19 protein-coding genes and 2 pseudogenes are annotated in these 21,788 nt (G+C 59.9%); 4 read left to right on the forward strand and 17 right to left on the reverse strand.

Annotation, left to right across the window (positions count from 1 at the left end; translation table 11 throughout):
- The 3 genes from P0D89_RS20980 (at window position 1) to P0D89_RS20990 (ending at window position 1,818) form a co-directional block, all read left to right on the forward strand.
- On the forward strand, window positions 1-171 hold the full coding sequence (locus P0D89_RS20980) for a hypothetical protein (RefSeq protein ID WP_408377141.1): 171 nt from the start codon (window positions 1-3) through the stop codon (window positions 169-171).
- Window positions 172-174: 3 nt separating this feature from the next.
- A complete protein-coding gene (locus tag P0D89_RS20985; protein WP_408377143.1) occupies window positions 175-567 on the forward strand; it encodes a hypothetical protein in 393 nt (130 codons plus the stop codon).
- A gap of 174 nt (window positions 568-741) precedes the next feature.
- The gene (locus P0D89_RS20990) at window positions 742-1,818 is read left to right on the forward strand and encodes a CAP domain-containing protein (RefSeq protein WP_408377145.1); all 1,077 of its coding nucleotides are present in this window, start codon (window positions 742-744) and stop codon (window positions 1,816-1,818) included.
- 131 nt (window positions 1,819-1,949) lie between these two features.
- Here the strand turns inward: P0D89_RS20990 and P0D89_RS20995 are convergent, their stop codons facing one another.
- The 16 genes and pseudogenes from P0D89_RS20995 to P0D89_RS21070 all read right to left on the reverse strand — a co-directional run bounded on the left by P0D89_RS20995 (window position 1,950) and on the right by P0D89_RS21070 (window position 18,664).
- Window positions 1,950-2,633: a hypothetical protein gene (locus tag P0D89_RS20995; RefSeq protein ID WP_408366165.1), complete on the reverse strand. Its 684-nt coding sequence runs from the start codon at window positions 2,631-2,633 to the stop codon at window positions 1,950-1,952.
- Between the two features lie 12 nt (window positions 2,634-2,645).
- A complete protein-coding gene (locus P0D89_RS21000; protein ID WP_408366167.1) occupies window positions 2,646-3,848 on the reverse strand; it encodes a hypothetical protein in 1,203 nt (400 codons plus the stop codon).
- 12 nt (window positions 3,849-3,860) lie between these two features.
- Entirely contained in the window at window positions 3,861-4,439 is a 579-nt protein-coding gene (locus P0D89_RS21005) for a hypothetical protein (RefSeq protein ID WP_408366169.1), read from the reverse strand.
- Window positions 4,440-4,513: 74 nt separating this feature from the next.
- Window positions 4,514-5,632 (reverse strand): type II secretion system F family protein, encoded by a 1,119-nt coding sequence (locus P0D89_RS21010; protein ID WP_408377147.1) that lies wholly within the window; start codon window positions 5,630-5,632, stop codon window positions 4,514-4,516.
- Window positions 5,633-5,647: 15 nt separating this feature from the next.
- Window positions 5,648-8,035, reverse strand: a complete 2,388-nt coding sequence (locus P0D89_RS21015; RefSeq protein ID WP_408377149.1) for a GspE/PulE family protein — start codon at window positions 8,033-8,035, stop codon at window positions 5,648-5,650.
- Window positions 8,036-8,038: 3 nt separating this feature from the next.
- On the reverse strand, window positions 8,039-8,623 hold the full coding sequence (locus tag P0D89_RS21020; protein WP_408366175.1) for a hypothetical protein: 585 nt from the start codon (window positions 8,621-8,623) through the stop codon (window positions 8,039-8,041).
- Window positions 8,610-9,890: a hypothetical protein gene (locus P0D89_RS21025; protein ID WP_408366177.1), complete on the reverse strand. Its 1,281-nt coding sequence runs from the start codon at window positions 9,888-9,890 to the stop codon at window positions 8,610-8,612. Before P0D89_RS21025 ends, P0D89_RS21020 begins: the two co-directional genes overlap by 14 nt.
- A gap of 8 nt (window positions 9,891-9,898) precedes the next feature.
- Window positions 9,899-11,509, reverse strand: coding sequence for a type II secretory pathway protein (locus P0D89_RS21030; protein WP_408366179.1), 1,611 nt, complete (start codon window positions 11,507-11,509; stop codon window positions 9,899-9,901).
- Window positions 11,510-11,515: 6 nt separating this feature from the next.
- Complete coding sequence (locus tag P0D89_RS21035) at window positions 11,516-12,139, reverse strand: toxin co-regulated pilus biosynthesis Q family protein (protein WP_408366181.1); 624 nt, start codon at window positions 12,137-12,139, stop codon at window positions 11,516-11,518.
- A 14-nt stretch (window positions 12,140-12,153) separates the two neighbouring features.
- Entirely contained in the window at window positions 12,154-12,582 is a 429-nt protein-coding gene (locus tag P0D89_RS21040) for a lytic transglycosylase domain-containing protein (RefSeq protein ID WP_408366183.1), read from the reverse strand.
- On the reverse strand, window positions 12,579-13,814 hold the full coding sequence (locus P0D89_RS21045; RefSeq protein WP_408366185.1) for a TrbG/VirB9 family P-type conjugative transfer protein: 1,236 nt from the start codon (window positions 13,812-13,814) through the stop codon (window positions 12,579-12,581). Before P0D89_RS21045 ends, P0D89_RS21040 begins: the two co-directional genes overlap by 4 nt.
- Complete coding sequence (locus tag P0D89_RS21050) at window positions 13,811-14,617, reverse strand: transglycosylase SLT domain-containing protein (RefSeq protein WP_408366187.1); 807 nt, start codon at window positions 14,615-14,617, stop codon at window positions 13,811-13,813. Before P0D89_RS21050 ends, P0D89_RS21045 begins: the two co-directional genes overlap by 4 nt.
- Window positions 14,610-15,869, reverse strand: coding sequence for a TraB/TrbI/VirB10 family type IV secretion system protein (locus tag P0D89_RS21055; protein ID WP_408366189.1), 1,260 nt, complete (start codon window positions 15,867-15,869; stop codon window positions 14,610-14,612). Before P0D89_RS21055 ends, P0D89_RS21050 begins: the two co-directional genes overlap by 8 nt.
- A 2-nt stretch (window positions 15,870-15,871) precedes the next feature.
- Complete coding sequence (locus P0D89_RS21060; RefSeq protein ID WP_408377159.1) at window positions 15,872-16,747, reverse strand: TrbG/VirB9 family P-type conjugative transfer protein; 876 nt, start codon at window positions 16,745-16,747, stop codon at window positions 15,872-15,874.
- Window positions 16,748-16,752: 5 nt separating this feature from the next.
- Complete coding sequence (locus P0D89_RS21065) at window positions 16,753-17,463, reverse strand: VirB8 family type IV secretion system protein (RefSeq protein ID WP_408366193.1); 711 nt, start codon at window positions 17,461-17,463, stop codon at window positions 16,753-16,755.
- Window positions 17,464-17,573: 110 nt separating this feature from the next.
- Window positions 17,574-18,664, reverse strand: a pseudogene (locus P0D89_RS21070) (ISAs1 family transposase).
- Window positions 18,665-19,618: 954 nt separating this feature from the next.
- Here P0D89_RS21070 and P0D89_RS21075 point away from each other — a divergent pair.
- Window positions 19,619-20,053: pseudogene (locus P0D89_RS21075) on the forward strand (site-specific integrase); the annotation flags it as partial.
- Window positions 20,054-20,186: 133 nt separating this feature from the next.
- On the opposite strand, the gene P0D89_RS21080 reads toward P0D89_RS21075, so the two are convergent.
- Complete coding sequence (locus tag P0D89_RS21080; protein WP_408366195.1) at window positions 20,187-20,522, reverse strand: hypothetical protein; 336 nt, start codon at window positions 20,520-20,522, stop codon at window positions 20,187-20,189.
- Between the last annotated feature and the right edge of the window lie 1,266 nt (window positions 20,523-21,788).

Here is a 21,788-nt window from a genome sequence, read left to right on the forward strand (position 1 = left end):
ATGACCGGGACATTCCCCGTAGAAGCTGGTTGGGTAGTCTTTTCACGAGACGGGCGCGCGCAGTTCGGCTGGCGCGACCCGGAAACGGGATCGTTCCACGCCGAGGCTGACGGCGAATGCATTGCCGACGCCGTCGGTGCGGTCGAATTCTACTCAGACGTCATGCACTAAGACATGCAGGACTTCGCTCACCTTTTCAGCGATAGCGTCGCGGCCTGGTTGCGAGGCCGTGGCGACTTCCGCTTCCAGCGATACGAACGCCATTACCGCGCCGACCGCTCGGCTGCACATGAAGCAGCTAGTTTCGATCTCGAAAGAACCAACGAGCAATACGCGGTGCGGTGTCGTCGTAAAGACGGCCGCCTCGTCGCTGTTCTCGACACCAGAGCGTTTAGGCATCTGGTGGCCTTCGTCGCGATCCTTTGGGGCGGATCGCTGCTGTTGCCAACGGTCGGAAAATCGCAACCGGTGGCCGCAGGCGTAGTGCTCATTGGGATTTTTATTGCAATCCGCATCAAGCGACGGAAAGCGAACTCCAGCGGACGATCGCAAACGGTTGCGCGCTAGCAACGAAGCGCTCAGACAGAACTTACCGGCCATTACAATGCGTCGCGGACCGGAAACCACGGTTGAACACTGGGCGCAAGATCGGAGCTGCCTTGACTTCGGAACGCGCTCGATAAGATGAAAGTACGGTTGTGCAAAGGGGCACAGCCAATAACACTCCGAGGAAGTAAAGTGATGAAAAAGAACATTTCCGCTCTCACGGCTATCTCTTTTGCAACCGTACTCGCCCTGTCGGCATGCGGCGGCGGCGGCGGTGGTAACGGGGGCAATACCACAAGCTCGACTCCCTCCGTTCCGGCAGCAAACCCCGGGAATCTGCAGAGCAGCGTTCCCGCAGCTACCTACACAGGCGGAACTGCACAGGCATCGATCTTTTCGCAGTTGAACGCCTACCGGACAGCAATGGGTGTCGGCCAACTGAAACAGGACCCGGTGCTCGACGTGTCCGCTACTGCGCACGCGCTGTATCTCGTCACGAATTTCGCGAACGGCAATATCACCAGCACTACGCACAACGAGGTCTCGACGTTCGCGGACTTTTACGAAGTTACGCCGCTCAGTCGCGCGGACAAGGCCGGTGCTCCGGTTACGGAATGGATCGGTGAAAACGTTGCTGTAGGTCTGGCGCAGGCCAACGCGTCCGCCTTCGCGTCCGATTGCCTCGGTCAGTATCTGAATACGGTTTATCACCTCCAGGGTGCTACTGAGGTGGAGGAAACCATCGGGACCGGCTTCCAGCAAAACACCGCACAAGGTACGTATTCGTGCGTGCTGGACTTCGGCCAGACAACAGGTGTTAGCGGTACTCCCGCAGCGAATGGGTTCCTTTCGTCGGCCGGACAGCAGATGGCAACTACTGCGATTGCGCACTCGCCCCTGGCGAACGAAACCAGTGTGGCTCGGGCCATGGTAGCCGAAATCCCGAATCCGGCTCCCGACTTTGCATCACCGGGTCGGCCGATCATGGTTCGTGTAACTGCTGCAAACGCAGGCGATGTACTGACTGTCAGCAGTTTCACGCTGACGTCTTCGGGCGGGACCGTCGTGCCGGCGCGGATCATCGTGCCGTCAGCCGCGCTCACTGGTTCCTCGGGCGCTACCGCCGACGTGAACAATGAGATGGCCGCTGGCGTGGCGTTCCTGCTGCCGCAGGCACCTCTGGCAGCGAACACCACCTACACCGTGTCGTTCAGCGGGGCACGTACAGGTACACCGATCAGCACAACGTGGTCGTTCACGACGGGCACTTAATCCGCAAGCTGTCTTCCTCTGCGTTTTGCGGGACCAGAAACAAAGAAGCCGCTCACTTGAGCGGCTTCTTTGTTTCTGCTATCAGCGAATGACCAGGGAGCGGCGGCAGCCACCGTCTGATCGCGACAGGCTTAGTTTGGACCGCCGTTGTTGGCGTCGTCGCGCATATATGTCACGGCAATGACGTTGGTCGTACCGGGCGAAAGCCAACAGAATCCGTTGTCGCCACCGGCCTGGTTGACCCATAAGTCGTTAGTGCCAGAAGCTGGCGGCGTCCCTGACGTGCGAACAATACTAAGGTTATAACCGCCGCTGTTGACCATAGCCATGAGCGGAGCCACGGCAATGTTGTACTGATCTTGCCCTTGGCCAGTCATCGGGCCGGACATAAACAGGTTCCCGAACGGACCGCCCAGGGGACTCATCGAATTCATCGCAGCGAGACATGCGGATGCTTGCTGCTGAGGGGTGACTACCGATGGAGGCGGAGCAGCGCAGCCAAGGCCTACCCAGCTGGAACCGTTCCAGCTAGGTGCACTGGTCTGATTAAAGCCAGCCGGGCAACTCGGCGGAGCTTGATAGTTGCACTGTGGTGCCGAGTATTGCGATCCGATCCACTGCGCTGCCGCAACCGTCGTATAGCCAGGTGTACTGGGACACGTGGGCGCGGTCTGCCATGCCGTCGTGATCTGACCGATGCAGGTCGAATCCTGGTTGTTGACTGAACACCTAACGGGACCTGCAATTGCGGCGTGGCTGCCCAGCACCGTGCAGACAACCAGTGCAATCCTGATAATCGCCTTTGTCAGGCTCATCCTTTTCTCCGCTCAATAAGAACAAAACGTGGAAGCCACGGCGGTGCCAGGTATCACAGTGCCGCTGCCGTCCGTGATGAAGACCGTCCATGGGCCCGTTCCAGCGGTCGGGTAATTGATCGCGGCGGTAGGATCGGTAAACGTGCTTTGGCCGGTCACCACGATCCCTGGCGTGCCGCCCGCAGGGCACACAGGACTCGGCACAAACGTACCGGCGCCCGAAGGGATAGCGATGTAGCCGTACCAGAGCTTCGGTCCGCCAATCGGCATCCATTGCAGAACGCCCGACAGGTTCTGGCACGAGAGCATCAGTCCCGAGTTGTCACTCGCGCCCGTCATGACATTGGCCTTCGGGCACGCCGTTCGTGGCCAACCAACGTTCCCTGTTCCGACCGTCGTCCCCGCAGTAACGGTCGTACCAGCAGTAACGGTCGTACCAGCAGTAACGGTCGTGCCCGCAGCTACGGCACCGCTTGCGGCCACAGCGCCCGTTGCGCCAACATTCGCGGCGCTCACCGTTCCTTCTGCGTCAAGATTGTGAACGTTGTGCAGACTGACGTGATTGACGTTCTGGTCGCCCGTCCACGTAAGACTCCCATCGCGCCGGATATAAACTGAACTACCATCATCGTTGGGACCGTTCGTCGCCAGGATTGTCGCTGCCTTAGCACCAAGCGGATTGGCGGTTGTGAACGATCCGTTGATGCCACCGATCACGGCCGGGTTCTGGGAATTCGAATAGCCAAACTGGCTTGTCCCGGCCAGCTTTGAGCCAGCCTGAGCCACCTGGGCTGCACCGCCTACGTCAGGCTGCCCCCCCTTGAGCAAGGGCTTCGACGGATACATCGTGAAAGCCACGCGGCAGTTGCCCGCCGCCTGCGTGCAGCCGGCGGGTATCATCGTCATGGAGGTCGCATACGAGCCGCCCCAGAACGGTCCTGCGCTATGCGTCTGCTTCAGATTACCTGCCGCGACGAGTTGCGCGATTGTTGGCGGCGTCAACGTCGATACATTTCCCGACGCCGTGTACTGCGAGAGGATCGTCCCGAAGTTGTCTGAGATCCAGCCTTCGAACGCGCTAACGAGCGTCGCTTCGTTCTGACCTTCGATCGACAGCATCGTCGCACGCTTATCCGTGACATCCGCCTTGATCGCCTGCACAGTCAGAATCGCTGAGCCCAGCAGCACGATCATCATTTCCAGCAAGCTGCCCATAGCCGCCCCGGATTACGTGCGCGACGTGTAAAGCTGCAACGTCGCGTATGCGCCTCCCGCTTCACAGGCTGTACCCGCCGTGTTGCTGCTGAAAGTCGTCGTGGGACCGGCGAGGGTCGTTCCGTTCGCTGCCACCTGCGAATACGTGTTTGTCAACGCGGCCACACTCATCGAACATACCGCCGCGGGGACCTGATAGGACATGATGAGCGAGTCATTGGCCGTGGCCAGCGTACCGACCGAGATCGTCACTGGCTGGTTAAAGATACCCTTCAACGAGGACTTGTCCGACGCCAGCCGTGAGCCTGCCGCGTCGAACGCCCGGTTCGTGGCAAGCGTAGTCAGTGTCTCAGTGGAGAAGTCGGCGTCGTTCTGTGTGGCATTCAGCATGCCCGTATGGAACATCTGCGCCTCGCTCGTGAACTGCGACGACTTGATCAGGGTGTAGACATAAGCCCCACCCTTGATCACCGCGATCGCCAGGAGCGCGGCGCCCGCCATGTAGGCACCCGCCTCGATCAGCGACAGTTCGCCCGACTGTTTCCTGCGTCGAGCCATCTGGAGCAAACGCAAACGGCTGGCCTTAGTCATTTCTTGTTGCATAAATCTTCTCCCAAAGTTAACGCCAGTTGACGTGGCTGAAAATGAAACTGCAGGTCGAGCGCTTACTGCGCGCCGGCTGTCGGGATGCCGCCGCTCATGTTCACGGCTCCTGTGACGACATACGAACCGACACCGATGGTCAGAAAGGTGATCACCGCAAAACAGAGCAGCACGTAATGCGTCAGCCGCGCGTTTCGCTTTACGGCCTCGACCACACGCGTAAGCGAATCGCGACCAAGCGACTTGATCGCCGCTTCAAACTGGTCACGGCCCGCTGCATCGGTAATGGTGTCTACGATCATTTCCGAGAAGATGCCAGTGTCAAGAGCCCGCATCGGCTGATCGGGACGCTGCGTGAGACGCTTGCTCATCGTGGTCAGATGCCAGCGCATCCATGGGTCCGAGGATTGCGCCACCCGGTTAATAGCTGCCCGCAAAGTCAGATTGGAATCGAACAGCCCGGCCAGCGACACAATCAGCAGCGCAGCGCGCATGTCACGACGGTTGCGCCACATGAGCGGAAATTTGTCGAACCGGTTGCGCAGCGGCCCGACCCAGCGCTTCAACGTGTAAAAGTACAACGCAATCATTCCGATAATCAGCGAGGCCGAAATCCACCAGTACTCGTAGGCAAAAGTGTCAATATGGAACAGCAGGCGGCCGACATCGGGCCATTGCTCCAACGGCTTGATCTCGACAACCTGCGGGTAGATCATGCCGCCGAACATCATGCAGAACCCGTACAGATAGATCAGCAGAAACGTCGGGTACGCCACCTGCAGCGTGGTCTGTGATGACAGCGTGCGCTTTGCAAACGCAGCCATCTCGGCAAGCTCGAAACCTCGGGCTACCGCGTCCTTCTGCGTTGACTCGTCCGCGATATCGAACAGCGTGTATTCGTCGCCTGGAATGAACGGTTTGATCGCGGCGGAAAACGAGTCACCCTTCACGAGTCGCTCACGGACTCGCGCAAAGACCTTCCACTCGATGCGGTCGCGCTTGCGGTTGCGGTTCTCATAGGTCTCGAGACGTTCACGCAAGGTCTCCACGTCCCGGAGCCCCTTCTTCTCAATATCCAGACGGGTTTCCTTATAGAAGGTCTCTCGCACGCTCTGGAAACGCCAACGTGCGATCCGCATCTGCGTCGCCTCAGGGAACCTGGCGATCAACGAACTCAACATGACGCATCACCCTCGTTACAGTTTTCCGTCAGCACCCGGCATCACGCGGTATTGCGCGAACGACTGCATCGAACGGTTAATGAATTGTGGGTCGATTTCGCCGCGGGAAACCTTGAAAAGAGCGTGTTCATAGAGGGTCTTTCCGGCCATGTCCTCGTTATCGAACGTGGTTGTGCGTTCGCGGCGCCACACTTCGCGTGCCCCGCTCCAGTCCCGCTTTGCGATTCGCTCGCGGAACTCCGGCGTCGGACGGTACAACTCGGCCACCAGCGTCGGGCGCTTCGTCCCGCCCGCGACCTTTCCGTCGCGCGATAGCAGACCATCCAGCCGGCAGTGCTGGCAGCCTTCATGGCTGCGGCAGGCCATCTTCGATGTATCAAGGCCGAACTTGGAGCGCAGCAGCTCGAGTTCGTGCGGTGACATCACGTCTTCGGCGGGCAGCTTGCAGTGTGGGCACAAGGTGGGGACGAGTTTCTGGTTGCCGACGGCGTTGATGAATCCTTCTGCCGCCAGTTCGTCGATCGGCAACTGCAGGCGGCCACCGGCCATGCGCATGACCGCGGAGATAATGTCTCCGGCGTGTAGCGAGAACCGCACCGGGTGGCCGGTCAGTGCAAGCTCAGAAACCAGTCCCATCACCACACGATCGCGAACTTCTGAAATCGTCACGTCGTCCGGATCCATCCGCATGAGCGTGCGGATCACTTCCGCGTATTTGCGGTTCGCCTCGTCGTCGGATTCGTCGGGGCGGCGGATGATCGAAATCTCGGTAAGCCACGGCAACGGGTACTCGGACGGCTCGCTGACGGCGAACTGCTTCTTGAGTTCGCGGTCGGGCAGCATGTACGAGAGCGCGCGCAGCAAGGTAGTCTTGCCAGACCCCGTCTCGCCCGTCAGCGCCGTGATCCCGCCGCTCACATAGTTGAGCGAGTCGATCAGCCGCAGCTGGCTGGGCGCTAGTCCCATCTGATCGGGCATAAGCACCGAGAAGTGCTTGAAATTACCGTCGAGCAGCCGCAAACCCACGTCGTAACCGCCCACTGCCGGCGCTGACTGCCAACGCAGGTTGATGGTGTCACGCCCGAGAACGAGCGGGATCATGGCAGACTGTGGAGCGCTCGGCTGGAATGAATTGCCCGAGTTGGTGTTCTTTTGTACGAGGTCCGAATATGCCGCCGATAGCGCGCGACGGACGATGTTTTTGGGCAGGCGCCGATAGGTGTACAGATCACCGTTCACCCGGAATCGCACCTCGACTTCTCCGCGAAAGTCACGCGGTTCGAAGTGAACGTCGCTTGCGCCGTATGCGTGCGCGGCCTCGATGATGTCGCGGAAGTTGCCGATCGCACGTGATGCTTCCCGCTCTCCAGACAGCGAACGATCCCGCTTTCCCTCGTAGATGGTCGCGATAACCTGCTCGGTCGCGATCATCTCTTCCTGAACGATGAGATCGTGCGATGCCAGATCCTTCAGGAAGGTTGCAAACTGCGCTCGCTCGCTAAAGCGCGCCGTGGCGGCCACAATTGCAATACCAGGCTGAATCTCAACGGCGACGAATTCCTTGCGCGCGGCTGCTGGCACCCGCAACGTCGAGTCGGCATCGACGCCCGTGAGAATCCGCTTGAAATCGGGCAGCGCGTCGGCAGAGACAAGAGCCGGCCGGCCGCTCGACCCTGCGGTCGGCTCAAGATCGTCCTCATCAATCTCAGCGAGAGGGCCTCTCGACCCAACGGCAAGTGGAGCAACCAGGGCGTGACTTTCACCCGGTGCGTCGGCGCCGCCAGCCTGAGCTAACCGCGTCGACACGCCCGCTTCATGACCGTGATCCGGCTTTCGTGCCGCTGCGTCCGTGCCCGCAGCAGCGTCAGGAGGAGTCTCTGTAGCCGTAGCCGTAGTCGTAGACGCGGGCGCGGGCGCGGGCGCAGGCGCAGGCGCAGGCGCAGGCGCAGGCGCAGGCGCAGGCGCAGGATGCGACTGTGCAGCGATCAGCCTGTCAAGCTCCTGCAGCGCCCTTTCGCCTTCTGCATAGGCGTCGCCCAGACAGGTCGCCGGCGCGGCAATGTCTTGCACTGCAACTTCAGGTCCGGAGTTGCGAGTTGCCGCCTCCGACAAGCCTTCGTCGTTCGGCGAAATCGGCGCCCGCTGAGTCGTCGACGGTGCAAGTCCGGGGGTCTCCGTGAACGCCTCAACGTCTTCAACGTCATCGCCTGACAGCTTGCGACCAAGGAAAGACACGCTCGGATTGATCGCCTTCGGAGTTGCCTTGAACCGCGGCTCGTTTCCCTGCACGGCCGCGGAGAGGCCCGGCTCGGCGAAGCTGGTCGTCCGGGCGCCGCGCAGACGCTTCAGGAACCCGCCATTCGCGTGCTCGACGTCGCTCTCGCTACTGCTAAAAATTCCCATGTCTCACCTCCCAATCGTGATGGTGGGGGAACCGCCCACTGGCACGCCCATCGGGAGCGGACCACCGAGGTCCGTGATGGCCTGCACGGCGGGACCGTCCACAACCGTGGGAGACGTCGACGGCGTCGAGATCACTTCCGTCCACGTTCGCTTCCCTTCGGAGACCGTGACCTGATAGCCATCGACGCGCGTGACGGTCCATCCGTTGAGCAGCTTTTCGCCGCGTTGCGCCGGATAGATCCCACCCTGATAGTCATAGAGAACGTGCGACCCGCTCATGTCGCTGTATGCGCCTACAAATTTGATGGGCGTAGCCGTCTTGACGGGCGCGCGCTTCACTACTTTCGGCACTGTTGGGGGCGTCCCATCCGGAGTCGCTGGAGGCTGTGTGGTAAGCGGAGCGTTCAGGCCGACACCCTGTGCCGCAGGTTGGCCGCCTTCCGTCTTGCGCATTGAGTCGACCAGCTTCTGACGTGCGAGTCCATCAATGTCGTCAAGCGTGAGATGTTTTTCGTCGGCATGTGCGAGGCCAAGACCCAGCACACAAAGAGATGCCGCGACCTGCCAGGCGACCTTATTGAAGAACATAGTATTTTCCCTTCGCCGTGAAATGGACGCCGGTGCCGTCGTCCTTGAGTTCGAGCTCGAGCGTCGTGAGAGACATGCTGTCCGGCAACCGCGCGAGTAAAGGTGATTGCCACATATAGCCATCGATCTGCCAGTCGCCCGCCTGAACAATCGGGCCCGTCACTTCGCTCACAGTTGGCTGACGGGCGAGAAGCCGCTGCGGAGGCTGCAGTGTCACGACGTAGCCGTGACTCTCCAGCGCATCGGGTCTGGTCGAGAGGCGTTGCGGATCGGTCTGCAGTTGCCTTATCAGCACTTGCTCTGTCGGCCATTCCCTCGCCTGCGACAACGAAACCTTCTTCACAGCGGGAACTGCCGGGCCTGCGGTCTGCAGGCGCAGTCCATCTTTCTGGAACACGACCGGGCGCATCGCGGGAAGGGCATTCGCGTCGAAGTCCCTGAACGTGCCGCCTTCGCGCTTGTAGAGAATTGAACACGCCCCGGCAATACCGCATGACGCCTTTTCAACCTGCCAGCCACGCCGGTTTGTTTCCTGCGCGCCGAACGCTTCCATCAGCTTCGGAGCGAGCAGTGAGGCGAGCGGCACGGGGCCGGCGAAGGCGCGCGCCACCGCGCCCTGATACTCCTGCATATAGGTCGGAGGCGGTGGCGCAGGAGGCGGCGGCGGATTGATAAAGTCCATCGCCTGACTGAAGCCGTAGATTGCCGCGATACCAATAACGAGTAGAGGAACCGCCTTGGGCACTTTGACCGGCAGTTTCCTGATCAGCCCGACGCCTTTGCCGAGAAGCAGTTCATTAACAGCGAACGGCTCATCAACGTCGCCAAGATCGGCGCCGTAACCCAGCGTAACAAGCGCGACCCGATCCTTTTCGCACTCGTCTTCGAGTGCCTCGCGCCGGGCCGCCAGTGCGCTCAACGAGACGTCCTCGTCGGTGCGAACCGTACCTCGCACAACCAGTACGACATGCACTCGCTGGCTGTCCTGAATCAGGACAAGTACTGCAGGCTTCGCGCGTACGCGCTCGAGCAGCGCAATGCGAGCCGCTGCCGAGTAGAGCTTCACGCCCTTGCGTTCGCCCGGTTCAGGCGCGCAGAATCCGGCGACCGTCTCCTCCTTGCCTCTGATTTCGGCATAGTGTGTTGCGGCGAAATCCTGCGCATAGCGGCGTCGCTCGGACGTACCGCCCTTCGTGGCGTAGGCGCGCCACTCGAGGCCGAATACGAGTTTCGCCTTCTTTTCGTTGGGAATGGTCTCGAAAAACATGCTGTGGCTCACATCGACGGAACCACGTTCGCCGTCAGCATGATCACCTGGAATGTCTTCGCTTTATTCCACGCGCCGCTCAGTCCGCCAATCCCGGTGTTGCTTGATCCGTCATAGTTGTTCGTGACTGCACCGTACATAACGACGGTCTGTCCGTCAGACAAGGCGATTGTCTGATCGTCCTTGCTGCCAACGATATCCGGCAACTGGATCTGTTGCGAAGACGCGCCCGAGCCGGTTCCGATCGTCGTGAACGGTCCGTTGAGTTTCGAGCTGTCGCTCCAGTACGACAGCACGATCTGGTTGTGGTCGTTCACCGCCGGCAGAATATTGACGAAGTCACCCACGGTCACGGATCCAGGCGTAAGGCCTGGTGCGCCCGCCGTACCACTGATAGATCCCGTCGACGGCGTTGTAGATGCGAGATAACCCTTTGTCTCGAACGAGCCGATCGACATCGGCAGACCATTCAAGGTCATCTTGGTCTGGGTATTGTCCGAGATCGTTTTGCCGAACGTATTGAGGCCATTGATGACGGCGTTCGTGCCTGTGAAAGGCGTGTTTGGCTTAAGAACAGAGAGGCCCACGGAGCCAGCGGCAGTCGCCAGCGAAGTCGGCGAAGCAAAGGTGATCGAGTATTTCGCCAGCCCATCCGAGATGGCGTTGAACACGACATCCGCACTCAGGCCTGCCTGTGTGCCGTTGTTCAGTGCGATCTGGAGTGTGCGTACGCGGACCGAAACCTGACGGGTCGAAATAGCGTTTTCGCGCGTGAGCACCATGCTCATGCGATCAACGGCTTCCTTCGTGTCGCGCACGATGACGAGGCGACTATGCGGATTCACCCTAACCTTGCCCATCGGGGTACAAAGGCCTTCCAGTTCCTTCGTGATCAGGTCGATCTGGTCGAACTTGCCGTCGCGGCCAGTCGACGTCACTGCCGCGAAGGAGCCCGTGTTGGCGCTAGTCGTTCCGGTGCCCGTCGATTGAGTGCCCGTCGACGTGTCCGTGCCCTTCGACATTGACGATTTGATGTTCACGGTCCCCGGAATCGCGGCGATCTGGAAGGTGCGGGTAACGAAGCGAGAAATGTTGATCGTCGAACCGTCGAAATCCCAGGCCAGCCCCAGGTCTTCCGTGACGCTACGCAGATACGGACCAATCTTTTCATTCCCAGGCTGGCGATAGATCGGTTCGACGCTGCCAGTGGCGCCCCTGCCCACCCCGCCGGATTGCGCACCGCCCGGCGCGACCGTTTCGATCAATGCGTCGCGCGGAATGAAAACGTCTGGACTTAGATGAACCGGATACCCCGAAGCGTCCGAGACGAGAGTCGCGATCTTCGTTATCGGCAGGTTCGCAGGGAACGTGACTGTTTTTTCTCGAAATACTGCCGGCAAGGTCGCTTCATACGCGACTGGCACAAGTCGGTCGCCGAGGAAGGCGGTTTGCACGTGTTCAACGAGCGACATCGAATCGCCCTGGTTGGCCATCGCCCGTGTAGCTTCCTGGGAAGCTGCATCGTAGGCGCGGTTCACGTCGGACTGCGTCACGGTGCATCCCGTCAGGATTGACGCCACGAGAAGGGATACAGCAGCTTGAAGACGGTTCGATCGCATCGTCGGTTAATCCTGGCAGTTCGCCGCGCGGGCAACCACGCGAATGACATTGTTGGTGTGTTCGCAAACACGGGTGGGTGTCCGCATGTGATTGGTCGCACGCATGACCTGCGTCAGCACGGAGTCAAAGTCACCACTGAACGTTGCGTTGAATTCGAGCGGCAGGTCGTCGTCAATCTTCCAGGCCAGTTGCCATCCCTGTTGCTGCAACCAGCGATCGAGCGCGTTACGCAGGTTGATGTCCTGCGGCGTGATCGCAAGCGTCAGTACGCCTGAGGGAGGCGCACCAACGGCGCCGGGAAGCACGACAGGCGCCACGCCGTACGAGCTTTGCCCGGCGCGCAAAGTGGCGGCCGCCGGCGCCCCGCTGACCTGCGTGGGCGTGGTGGTCAACATGGGCGGCATACCCACCTGCCCGGCTTTCGCCTGCAACGGGTTGATCGCTGCAACTGAGGCGGTAGGCGCCGAAGGAGCGCCAGACAGTAGCTGCCAGCCGTCACCGGAAGGCGCTGAAATCTGCGACTGGTTCGGATCTGTCGCGAACGAGGCGGTGGTAAGTGCAGACAGCGTCAGTAACGCGATGACTCGCGCAATCAGTGAGGCGCGACGACAGGAGGGCATGATGATCATTGGCTTCATGAATTTCAGTGGGCCGCGCGCTGAATGCGCCGATAAATGTTGTTGGCGTACACCAGTTGCTTGTTGGCTGAGACGGCGTTGTACGCACCGACAGCCTTCCATGTCGGACCAAACTGCTTGATGTTCGACGCGAGAATCCACGTTCCGACGTAGGCATTCACGCAGCCGTTGAACAGGGCTTCGCGCGTGATCCCATAGCGGCGCAGCTTAGGCAGCCACGACGAATTGATCTGCATCAGTCCGATGTCTTCGGTACCGTCGCTGTTCGTATTGACCGCGTTGGTGCGCATGCCGGACTCCTGCTGTGCGATCGCCCTGACCAGAACGACGCTCGCACGATGGAACCGCGCGGCGTCATCGAGGCAATCTGCCCACGCGGCCCTTATGCACAGCGACGTGCAGAGAAGGAATCCGAAGATCCAACGGGCAATCATGATTTCGGACGGTCGAAAAAACGCACGTCGTGCTTGCGCGTGACGTTCACAACGTTGCCGTCCGCGGTGACAATGAACTGGTCGGCCGTGCCGTTGAACCTGTAATAACGCCCCTTCTGCTCGCCAGAGCCAAGATGCGCGACGTCAGCAACCTTGACGTTCCCCACGGTGTCGGCAAACTTGAAGTACGTCGAACCATCCTTGTCGAACACGGCTTCCAGACCCGCGGTATTTCTCGCATCGAACGAATAGACCAGACCTGCAACGCGCGCGACCTCGACGCTGTCTGTGCCATTCGATACGACGAACCGCTCCGCCCGGTTCAGCGTCACGACATTGCCCGAGTCGTCCCATTTTGGCTTGAGCGAGTGACCCTCCATATCCTGAAAGACGGTCTCTTTTGCAGGCCTTTGTGAGAAGCGGATCTGGATGTGGGTATCGTCGCCATCGCGAATCGCGAGCGCACCGAACTTCGCAGCGAGTGCCGAGTCGCGGGCCGGGATGTTATCGCCGGCCGGTAGTGATTCGGCGGCACTTATCGACGCCCCACCGGCCGTACCCGTAGCTGGCGCAATGCTCGCCACGTAATTCACTCCAGTCGACTTTGCCGCAGCTCGACGGAGGGTGACGTGATGCGAATTGAAATCGACGTCCGCGTACAGGTCGACGGTGCCCAGCAGGCGGTCAAGTGACTGCATCCAGTTCTCACCTTCACGCGTGGCGAAGCTCTGGGCGGAAGTAAGATCGACGTCTTTTTGCGCTGAGCCAGTCCATCCCTGGGGAACAAGCGCCTTCACCAGTTGTGAGAGCGGCAGCGTCACGCTCATTGCGCGCGTGCTTTCGAGACGCGGACGGGCGCCGATTAGCGCAAGGCGGTTAGAGAACCCGGTGAACCCAATCGGCATGTCGCCGCTAGTGTTGCCCCGATCAGCCGTGAAGCTGTTCGCCTTTGTCCAGCGTGCCGTCGCACTGCCACCGCCGACCGAGTAGCTGATTATTTCGGGGACACCGCTTACGACGATATACGGACCTTCAGCATGACCGCCAGCCACTTTCAGGGTCTGGCCTGCCCGCGGTTGAAGATATGTGTCGGTGCCATCGTTGAACACCAACGCTGGCCGCTCGCTCATGCTGCCGTTGATCTGGTAGTCGAAGTCGAGCGGATCGGTGCTCGCAGCCGACGCAGACAGCGAGAACACTGCCAGCGCGATGATGGTTAGCGTGTGCTTCATAGACCGCGTTCGAGTTGGGAGAGATGCTGGATGAAGCGCGCGAGATACTCGCGGCCCGGTTGCGGATTGGCGCTGTGGTAATACGCCACGGCCTTCACGGCCGAGTGCGTCTTGCGGTAGTTCTCGTTGAGGATGTCTTCTGCAACGTGAATATTTGTCGCAGGCGCGAGCGCATCCCACGGCGACGCAAAGCGCTTTGAGTGGTAGCACCAATTGATCTGCAAAATGCCTACATCGAAATCGCACCGGCCATTCGCGATCAGAAGCCGGATTGCCTTATACGCGTCCGCTCGTGTGCGAAAAAAGAAGCCTCGTCCCGCGACGTTCAACGTCCACGGCCACGCTCGTCCGTTGTAGGCCGATTCGTTAAGCGCGATTCCAGCAAGAATCTTTGCGTCGACGCTCGTGTGCATCACGTCGAAGGGTGCCTGTGCCGACGCACAGGCCCAACCACCGCGATGCTCTGCCAAGGCAGCCTGCGCGTCGTCGTCCATGACGGCAGGCTGCAGCCAGCCGCTTCCGATCAGCAGGCTCTGGATACTTTCCGGCGTTCCATCGACTGTTACTGCAGCGAAGCCGTTCTTGCCTGGTTCAATGTTCTGGCCTTGCAGCCGTTGCGCCCACGCCAGGAACGGCTTCAAACCGCAAGCATAGACGGGCGTACCCGGCAGCTCGAGAACCGAGCGCTGGCTACCGTCCTCGACGACAAACTTCGTCGGGCTGATGATCGTGTCGATCACCGCAGCAGCGGACGACGAACACGCGGCTGCGAGTAGCAAGGCTGTCACCGCATACCTAGTCATGGTATGGCTCCATGACGATGTCCTGCGTGACCTGAACGAGGAACTTCTGGCCCGGTGGTACCGTGATCGTCGGAGGAATGTTCTGGTTGCGTTGAAGCACGGCCTGCGCAGTCGTCGCGGCGACCTGCCCCGCTGTGCTTCCTGTGGTCGTAATACCGATGGGGCTTGCCGTCGTGGATGTAGTGGCGCCATTGTCGAAACTCTTCAGCAGGACTGCGGTAATGAAGCCCGCGCCAAAGATCGCCAGGAAGTGGTTGTTGACATCGCCTGAAAAGCCGCTGTACCCATTCTGGTCAGCGCCCTGCATGCCGTTCATCGGCACGCTCTTGCCGTTCGGCAGTCGCAAGCTGGTGGATGCAACGAGAAGACGTTCCTGGCCAACCTTGATGTCTGCGCTGTACGCTCCGTTGATGAACGCTCCCTTTGGGATCATCAGACAGTCGCCGCGCAGGCTGTCATAGACGTCTTCATCGACCATGAGCGCAACGCGCCCCGGCTTGTCCGAGTTGAGACCCTCGACTGTCTTCACATGGATATTGTGCGGCGGCGTAAGCGTGCAGCCGCCGGACTGGCCGTTAAACGTCGTCCGCTCGATGCCACCCTGCCCCGCGGTTTCCTTCACAAAGGCCCGATCTCGGTCTTCGGGCGCCTGGCCTTGTTTCGCGAGTGCGACCGCGACCGCATCAGCCGGATTCTGTGCGTTCGCAGCTGCTGCCGCCCGTGCGGCGCGGAAGTCGTCGAGTGACGGAACGCCCGCCGGCGTAGCGGTTGTCTGTTGAGCCGAGTTTCGGCCAGATCCGGTCGTCTTGAAGATAGGCGACGTATAGATCGTGTCCCGCTTGTTGCTCTCCGCCAGCGCCCTCGTGTCGCCACCGTCCTGGGCCACTTCCTTCTGGAAGTCGCTGCCGGTAAGCATCGGTTTTACTGACGCACGCTGCGCTGCGGCCGCGTCAGATGCAGCACGTGCGGCTGCCTCAGCCGCGGCGGCTTCCTGCTGCTGTTTGATCATCTGGTCGATGTCTGAGCCCTTCGCTGCGGGAACCTCAGTACTGCTTTTTAGCGCGGAAGCTTTCTTCAGGCGCGCTTCTTCCTGAGCCTGATTGCTCGCCTTCAGTTCGTAGAAGAACCCCAATACGCCGATCACAAGACCCGCCAGCAACCCGATGGTCAGGATTGCATTTCGGGGCGTCTTGCCTTTGACAAGCGCAGCCTGTTCGGCGCTAGGCGCGGCCTGATCGCTCTTTTTTGCCACGATCAGAACACTCCAAAAACGCGGCGGCGGCCGCGGGTGACGGTCACCTCATCCTTGCCTGACACGAGGACGATCTCGTCGGCAAGACGCTGAAACACAAGGAAGTCGCCGCGCCGGATGAAGTTGCCCACGACCCGGTCACCGTGATCCTTGTACATGGGAACGGGCCACGTCTGCGCCTTCGCGGGCATCCGCATCCAGATGGAATGGCCATCGTCGAAGACCACTTCAGGCTTGAACTCCGCGCTTCCGTCGACCGAGTAATCCCAGTTCAGCTTGTCGGGTGCCACGCTGATGCTCCCCGAATCCGCTGCGCGCTCACCTCCGCCGGCTCCCCCAACCGTTGCGTCATCCCGGACATTCGCCCGCGCCATCGGCGCGCGAGGATACTGAAAACGGACAGTCTGGTAGAAAAAGCCACCTGCTGGTGAGGCTATCAGCGTGAAGTCGTATTCGCGCCTGTTCGTTGTAAGGTGCAACGTGTTCACGAGATCGGCCTTGTGAGGCTTGATGAAAACATGGTTCATCTTGTCGTCGTCGATCTCCCACTGAACGCTGTCACCCATTGCCGGATCCGCGATCAGCTTCTCGCCAGGCTCTAACTCGATGGTGGTCAGCTTCAACGGTGCAGTTAGAACGCGAAAAATCTGGTCCCGGCTGTACGAGAACACGCCAATGCGGGCGTCGCCCGGCATCGTGAGAGGATCTGATCCGCTGTTGAACGGGTTCACCGGGCTCATTGGATCGCTTGCGATCATCGCGGTATTGATCGCGCCCGTATCAGCAGGTCGCTTGGCGTGCGCGTACCCCATTGGGACCGCGCACAACGCGAGCGCGATGAATGTGTTTAGCCGCGGCCGTTGGTGTTTCGTGATCATTGGTGTCAAGCTCCACCGGTCCGCTCAAGGCGGAAAAACGGGACATAGATGCCGAAGGGATTGGCCGTCAGGGCTGCGTCGGCGGTCGGTGCGACGATCTGGTAGCGCAGCGTCAGCGCAAACGATTTGACGTCCGGCTTGCCCGTCGCACCCGCCTGAGAGGTTGTCGTTGTGAACTCAACAAGAACGGTCTGATCCTCAAGGAGCGCGATATTTCGCACGTTGACTTCGCGGATCAGTTTTGGATTGGCCGTGATTTGCTGAAAGGGAGCGTCGTCACGCAGCCAGCTTTTGAACTGGTCGGCGGCAGCGCCAATCATCTGTGCCTTGACCGAATTGATGTTCGCCGACATGCGGGATGTCTGAAGGCTATCGGACAGAACGGGTTCGATGGTGAACCATCGGACCACCATATCCTTCATGCTTGTCCGGGTTGCCTGGGAGTCGGGCTTGTACGCAACGAGCTCCGTTACAACGGGATGCCCACTCACGTCAGCAGAAACGCCGACCACGCGTGTGACAGACGGAGGCGGCTGGCGGGTCCAGACTGCGCCAGCGGCAATGCTGCCCATGACAAAGCTCATGAGCACCCAGCGATTCTTCTCGACCTTCAGCTTCGTGCTGGTTTCGAAAATCACAGTGCTCGGATCTTCCTCGGCATACATGCCGGGGGCCGTGGATAGCGCGGCCTGACGCGTGTTCTTGAAAAGACGCATGGCAACCCTTTGAGAATGGCTACCATTGAAGCAATTTCTAAAGCGCTATTTGAGACGAAAGGCACAGAGTTTTAAGCGCCTTTGTGCATTCGACGGTGTTGTTCGCGAGATCATGGGGTTGAGCCGTCGTCATTACGCGTTATGGCCACTTTCGAAGAATGAGAGCGTTTTTCTATCTCTTTCTCCGACCACGCACGTGTGGACTTATGGTAATCCACTATATAGGCAAAGCAGACAGGTGTAGCCATTTTTGGCTCACCCTCTCGCAAGGACACATCGCGCACGTGATGATTCTGGTTCTCTACTGACCAGTGGCCACGGATGGCCATCTGACAGGTTGCGGCGCTCATGACGGATGTACTGACCCACCACGCGGTCTCGCTGGTGCGGACCCAGCCGTCAGTGCGGTGGCGGCGTTCGACCGTACGCGAGACGCTGACGATCTGCCGTACCAGCGGCTGCCAGTCATCTTCCAGCCAGTTCTCCGGCACGCTCCAGATGCGCACGGTACGCGACTCGATACGGCCGTGTGCCTTGTCGTGTTGCACGTTGCATTGGGCCGCAGCGCAATAGCAGGCAAGATCCTCACATGCGGCAAGCAGGGTTGGCTGGTTGCCCTTGACCTGCACAAGCACGTCGGCTCCCTTTTCCAGCGCGAGCGCTAGCGTTTTTTTTGACAGTGCAACGCGTCCATCGTGAAGACGCGGCCTTCCAGCCCGAGCGATTCAATCAGATCCTGCGCGGCGGGAATCTCATTCGATTTCTCCGCGACCTCGACATGGCCGAGCACAATCAGGCCATGCTGATCGAACGCCGAAACGATGTGTCGGGCAGCCATGTCATCCAGACGCGAGGCGCTGCCGCGCAACGCCTTGCCGTCCAGCGCAATGAACTGTCGTCCGGATGGGGCTGACGACAGGTTTTGCGCGAAACGACGCGCCGCGCTCTCCAGCTCGTTCTCATCGATCTGGAGCAGGAACTTGCGAATGCCCACCCCGCTCGGCGCCTTACGCCAGCTCGTACCGAACAGTTCGTTCAACTCCGTGAGCCGCTCGGCAATGAAGATCTCGATCGTCCTGAACGAGTTGGCGCCCGCCATCAGCGACATCACGATCGCACATAGCAGCGGCTCCAGCGCGTAACGCTTGCCCTGCGCCCGCCGGGCGTCACGTAGTTCGGAAAATACCCCTCCGAAAATCATTCCTGTTTCCGCCGTCTTGCTTCGAAGGTCGCAAAGTTAACACGATCGAACGGAAGTTAACAGCCCTGCTGACCGTCGTAAGTTTGGTTGCTTAAGCGGCTCTGTCGAGTGTCCGCTTTTCACGAGCAACCATTCGCCACCGAGAATCGAAGCGCTAACAGCAGGCGCCTGTGTAAATGGCACAGAAGCTCGAGGACCGAGTGGGCCGGTCTTTCGGACGAAACTTCCCTCTTCGACCGTCCAGAAGACTCCGTTGGGCGAGGTGTAAGTCTGTCCACAGTGTCTGGAAAGAGCCGCGTGATCATCGTCTAGTTTCGTTTTTGCTTGCCCTACTGTTGAGGCGCGCCGCTCGACGAGGCCAGTCAAATGTGACTCGTCGTGAATGCTAGGGCCGCCGAGCGTCAGATATGCCCAATGTCTAAATGTGTCGACGGTCAGCTCGATTTTCCCTGCGGGTACATTTTTCTCGACGATATTTTTTATGTAGCCGCGCAGCGTCTTATTGAATGTCAGTACCAGAGCCCTAACGGGCTCCGCGCTTTCCATTCGCGTTCGCCTTGCGGTGAAGTACATCAGCATCAGCCTTAACTTTAGCGCCGCTGTTGTGGTCTTACCGCTGCCCGCAGCTCCGCGAATCACCTCTGCCCCAGGGCGAACGCGTTTGATAATGGTCAGTTGCTCGGGCGAAGGCGTGACGTACCGGCACGAAGCGCAGTCGGTGCGCCGCGGATGGCTTCCAGCCGGCACGAGTTCGAGGCCGGTCCGCAAACGCGCATACGGTCTTCCGTTCGTAGTCACCTAGGGCGTGCGCGGCGTCGAACGGTGTCCGCGGGTGCCCCTTGCCGGTCACCCCGAGCCACCAGTTGCCACGCGTCTCCACCTCGATGTCGCCGAGCGTCGCTGCCACAAACTCGTGCGCACGCAACGCGGTTGAGTAAACGAAGTCCGTGCGAGCGCGTCGCGCTACCGCCGCTCGCGCGCGACGCCCTACGTCGCTATCTCAGGTCACGGGGCCTGCCAGTCAATCGGAACCGATGGACCCCGACCACGCCGTTGGTGGGCCGGCTTCGACCGAGATCAGGAAACGGGCCAAACGGGCTGACACGGCGCGACTGTCGGCGTGGGTGAGTTTTTCCACAGGAGCGGCGGAGCATGTCCCGGCGCGCAATCCGGCGCTTGCCGCAAGCTGCGGCAAGCAGCCAGCCCCCACTGGCTTCGCCACACGCATGCGCTCGACGCCGGAGTCGAACTTGCGGCGGTGCGCGACAACCTCCGCCATGCCTCGATCGTGACGACTTCACCTACCTGCACGGTGAAGAGGCGAAGCGCGCACGCCAAGCCAGTGCAGCGTTCCGGCGTCGGCCATCTCGCTGCCACCCGATTTCGTAGACACCTTTCGACTCAACCGTCTGCAACCATCGGCCCAGGCGCGGCGCGCGATGATACGGATTCCAGACATGCTTTTTGCTGCCCTCTCCTGCCGCGACTTGCACACGGGCGTGGACGATGGCCGGGATCGAAGTCAATGAAGCCGCAAACGCAGCGAATTTATATCGCTCCGAGAGTTGCCGGCGCCGCTCGGAGCCTTGCCCGTTCGCAAAACGTTGGTCGTCGTGTGGCGAAGCGCGAACAGGGCCGACGTCATACCGACTTGCAGCGCGCCGCTTGGCTCCGCATAGGCATCCCGCTCTAGCGGATATTCCAGCACGTACTCGGCCAGATAGCTTACCAACGGGAGATAGAAGTCTTTGAACTGGGAGCCTTTCATGCCGGCTGCAGTTTCCAGCTGTGCGATGAGGCCCGTGCGCTCATCGACGGAGCTGATCAATTCTGAGGGGTCGCGGGCTTTGAATTCCATGCGACGATCGTACGTGTGTCGCGCAATGTGAGAAGCGCGAATAACGCGAGATGGCCCGCTACATTCACAAGCGTTCTCTTGCGGCCGCGACGGGGCCTAGGCTCACAGTGCGACTCTCGCGGGCGGCTAACCTACTGATATCTATAGCAAACGCAAAGTTGCGTGCCCGTTAGGTGTCGTGTCACTGGCGCGTGCGAATCCAATGCCAGCGTTTCTTCTGTTGAAGTGGGCCGTCGTCCTGCCGATGTATTGGCTTTGTTGTTGGGGGCCAGTTATAGCTTTCAAAGACGCGACGGACGTTTTAGGTGTTTATTAGACGCTTTACTATGTTTACAAACATTTAGGCTCTGCGGATCGTTGCTGGCTGGGGGTTTGCGGGCATCGAAGTGAACGTGGTTGGTAATGCGGGTGAACGGCAATGGTTGAACGGGTGAGTGCGCTTGGTAACTGCCGGAACGCCATTGGTAGCTCAGGGTTGTTGATATGGTAATTGGGGTGAATGCGGTTGGTAGCGGCCATGGGTTAGGGAGCGTGCCCGATCTTCAGCTTCATTTTCATGCCTCGCATGGGCTCTGTTGCGAAACCTACTCTGCCGCACCACTGACTCGTGCCCCTTCATGCAGTCTTTACACGAAAACCTGAGGCGAGACGCCAATTTCCGGAGAAGGTGAACGAGATTGGTAACTAAACCGTCGCTCTCATCTGTCGGACGGGTGAACATCCTTGGTTGTTTCGCAGAGGTTAATCTGCTTGGTAGGTAGTCGTAAAGCCGACGGTAAGGAGGACCTGTGGTGAATGCCGTTGGTAACCAGGACAGGTGAACCTTATTGGTAGCCTGACGGGCCCCAGTGGGGTTTTGACGGATCCGTGGAACATGGCCCCAGGTCTTGGTGGCGTAACGTCCGGAGCGAACTGAGGTGAAAATCGTTGGTATCCGGGAAAGGTGAATGCAATTGGTAACGGGGGCATCTTTTCTGGTGAGGCGTGCCGAGGAAAGGATGGCGACAGAGGTGAAAATGGTTGGTAGCTTCTGCGCGTCATTTCTGGACCGCGTGGCGACTGGTAGGGTGAACAAATTTGGTAGGTTTCAGGCGCCGTATGGGGGATCAGGGCCGTCCGTAGGTGTCAAGCAGGCGATCTAGCCATACGTTGCCTGCCAATTGGTCGGCACGACCTTCTCAAGGTGAAACCGTTTGGGCGGTCGGCTGGATCGTGGTGCAGCATCTTCGTGGTCCCCTTTGCTCGTAAATCGTTGCCGGATGGCGC

The sequence above is a fragment of the Paraburkholderia sp. RL18-085-BIA-A genome (assembly GCF_046027075.1).
Lineage (GTDB): Bacteria > Pseudomonadota > Gammaproteobacteria > Burkholderiales > Burkholderiaceae > Paraburkholderia.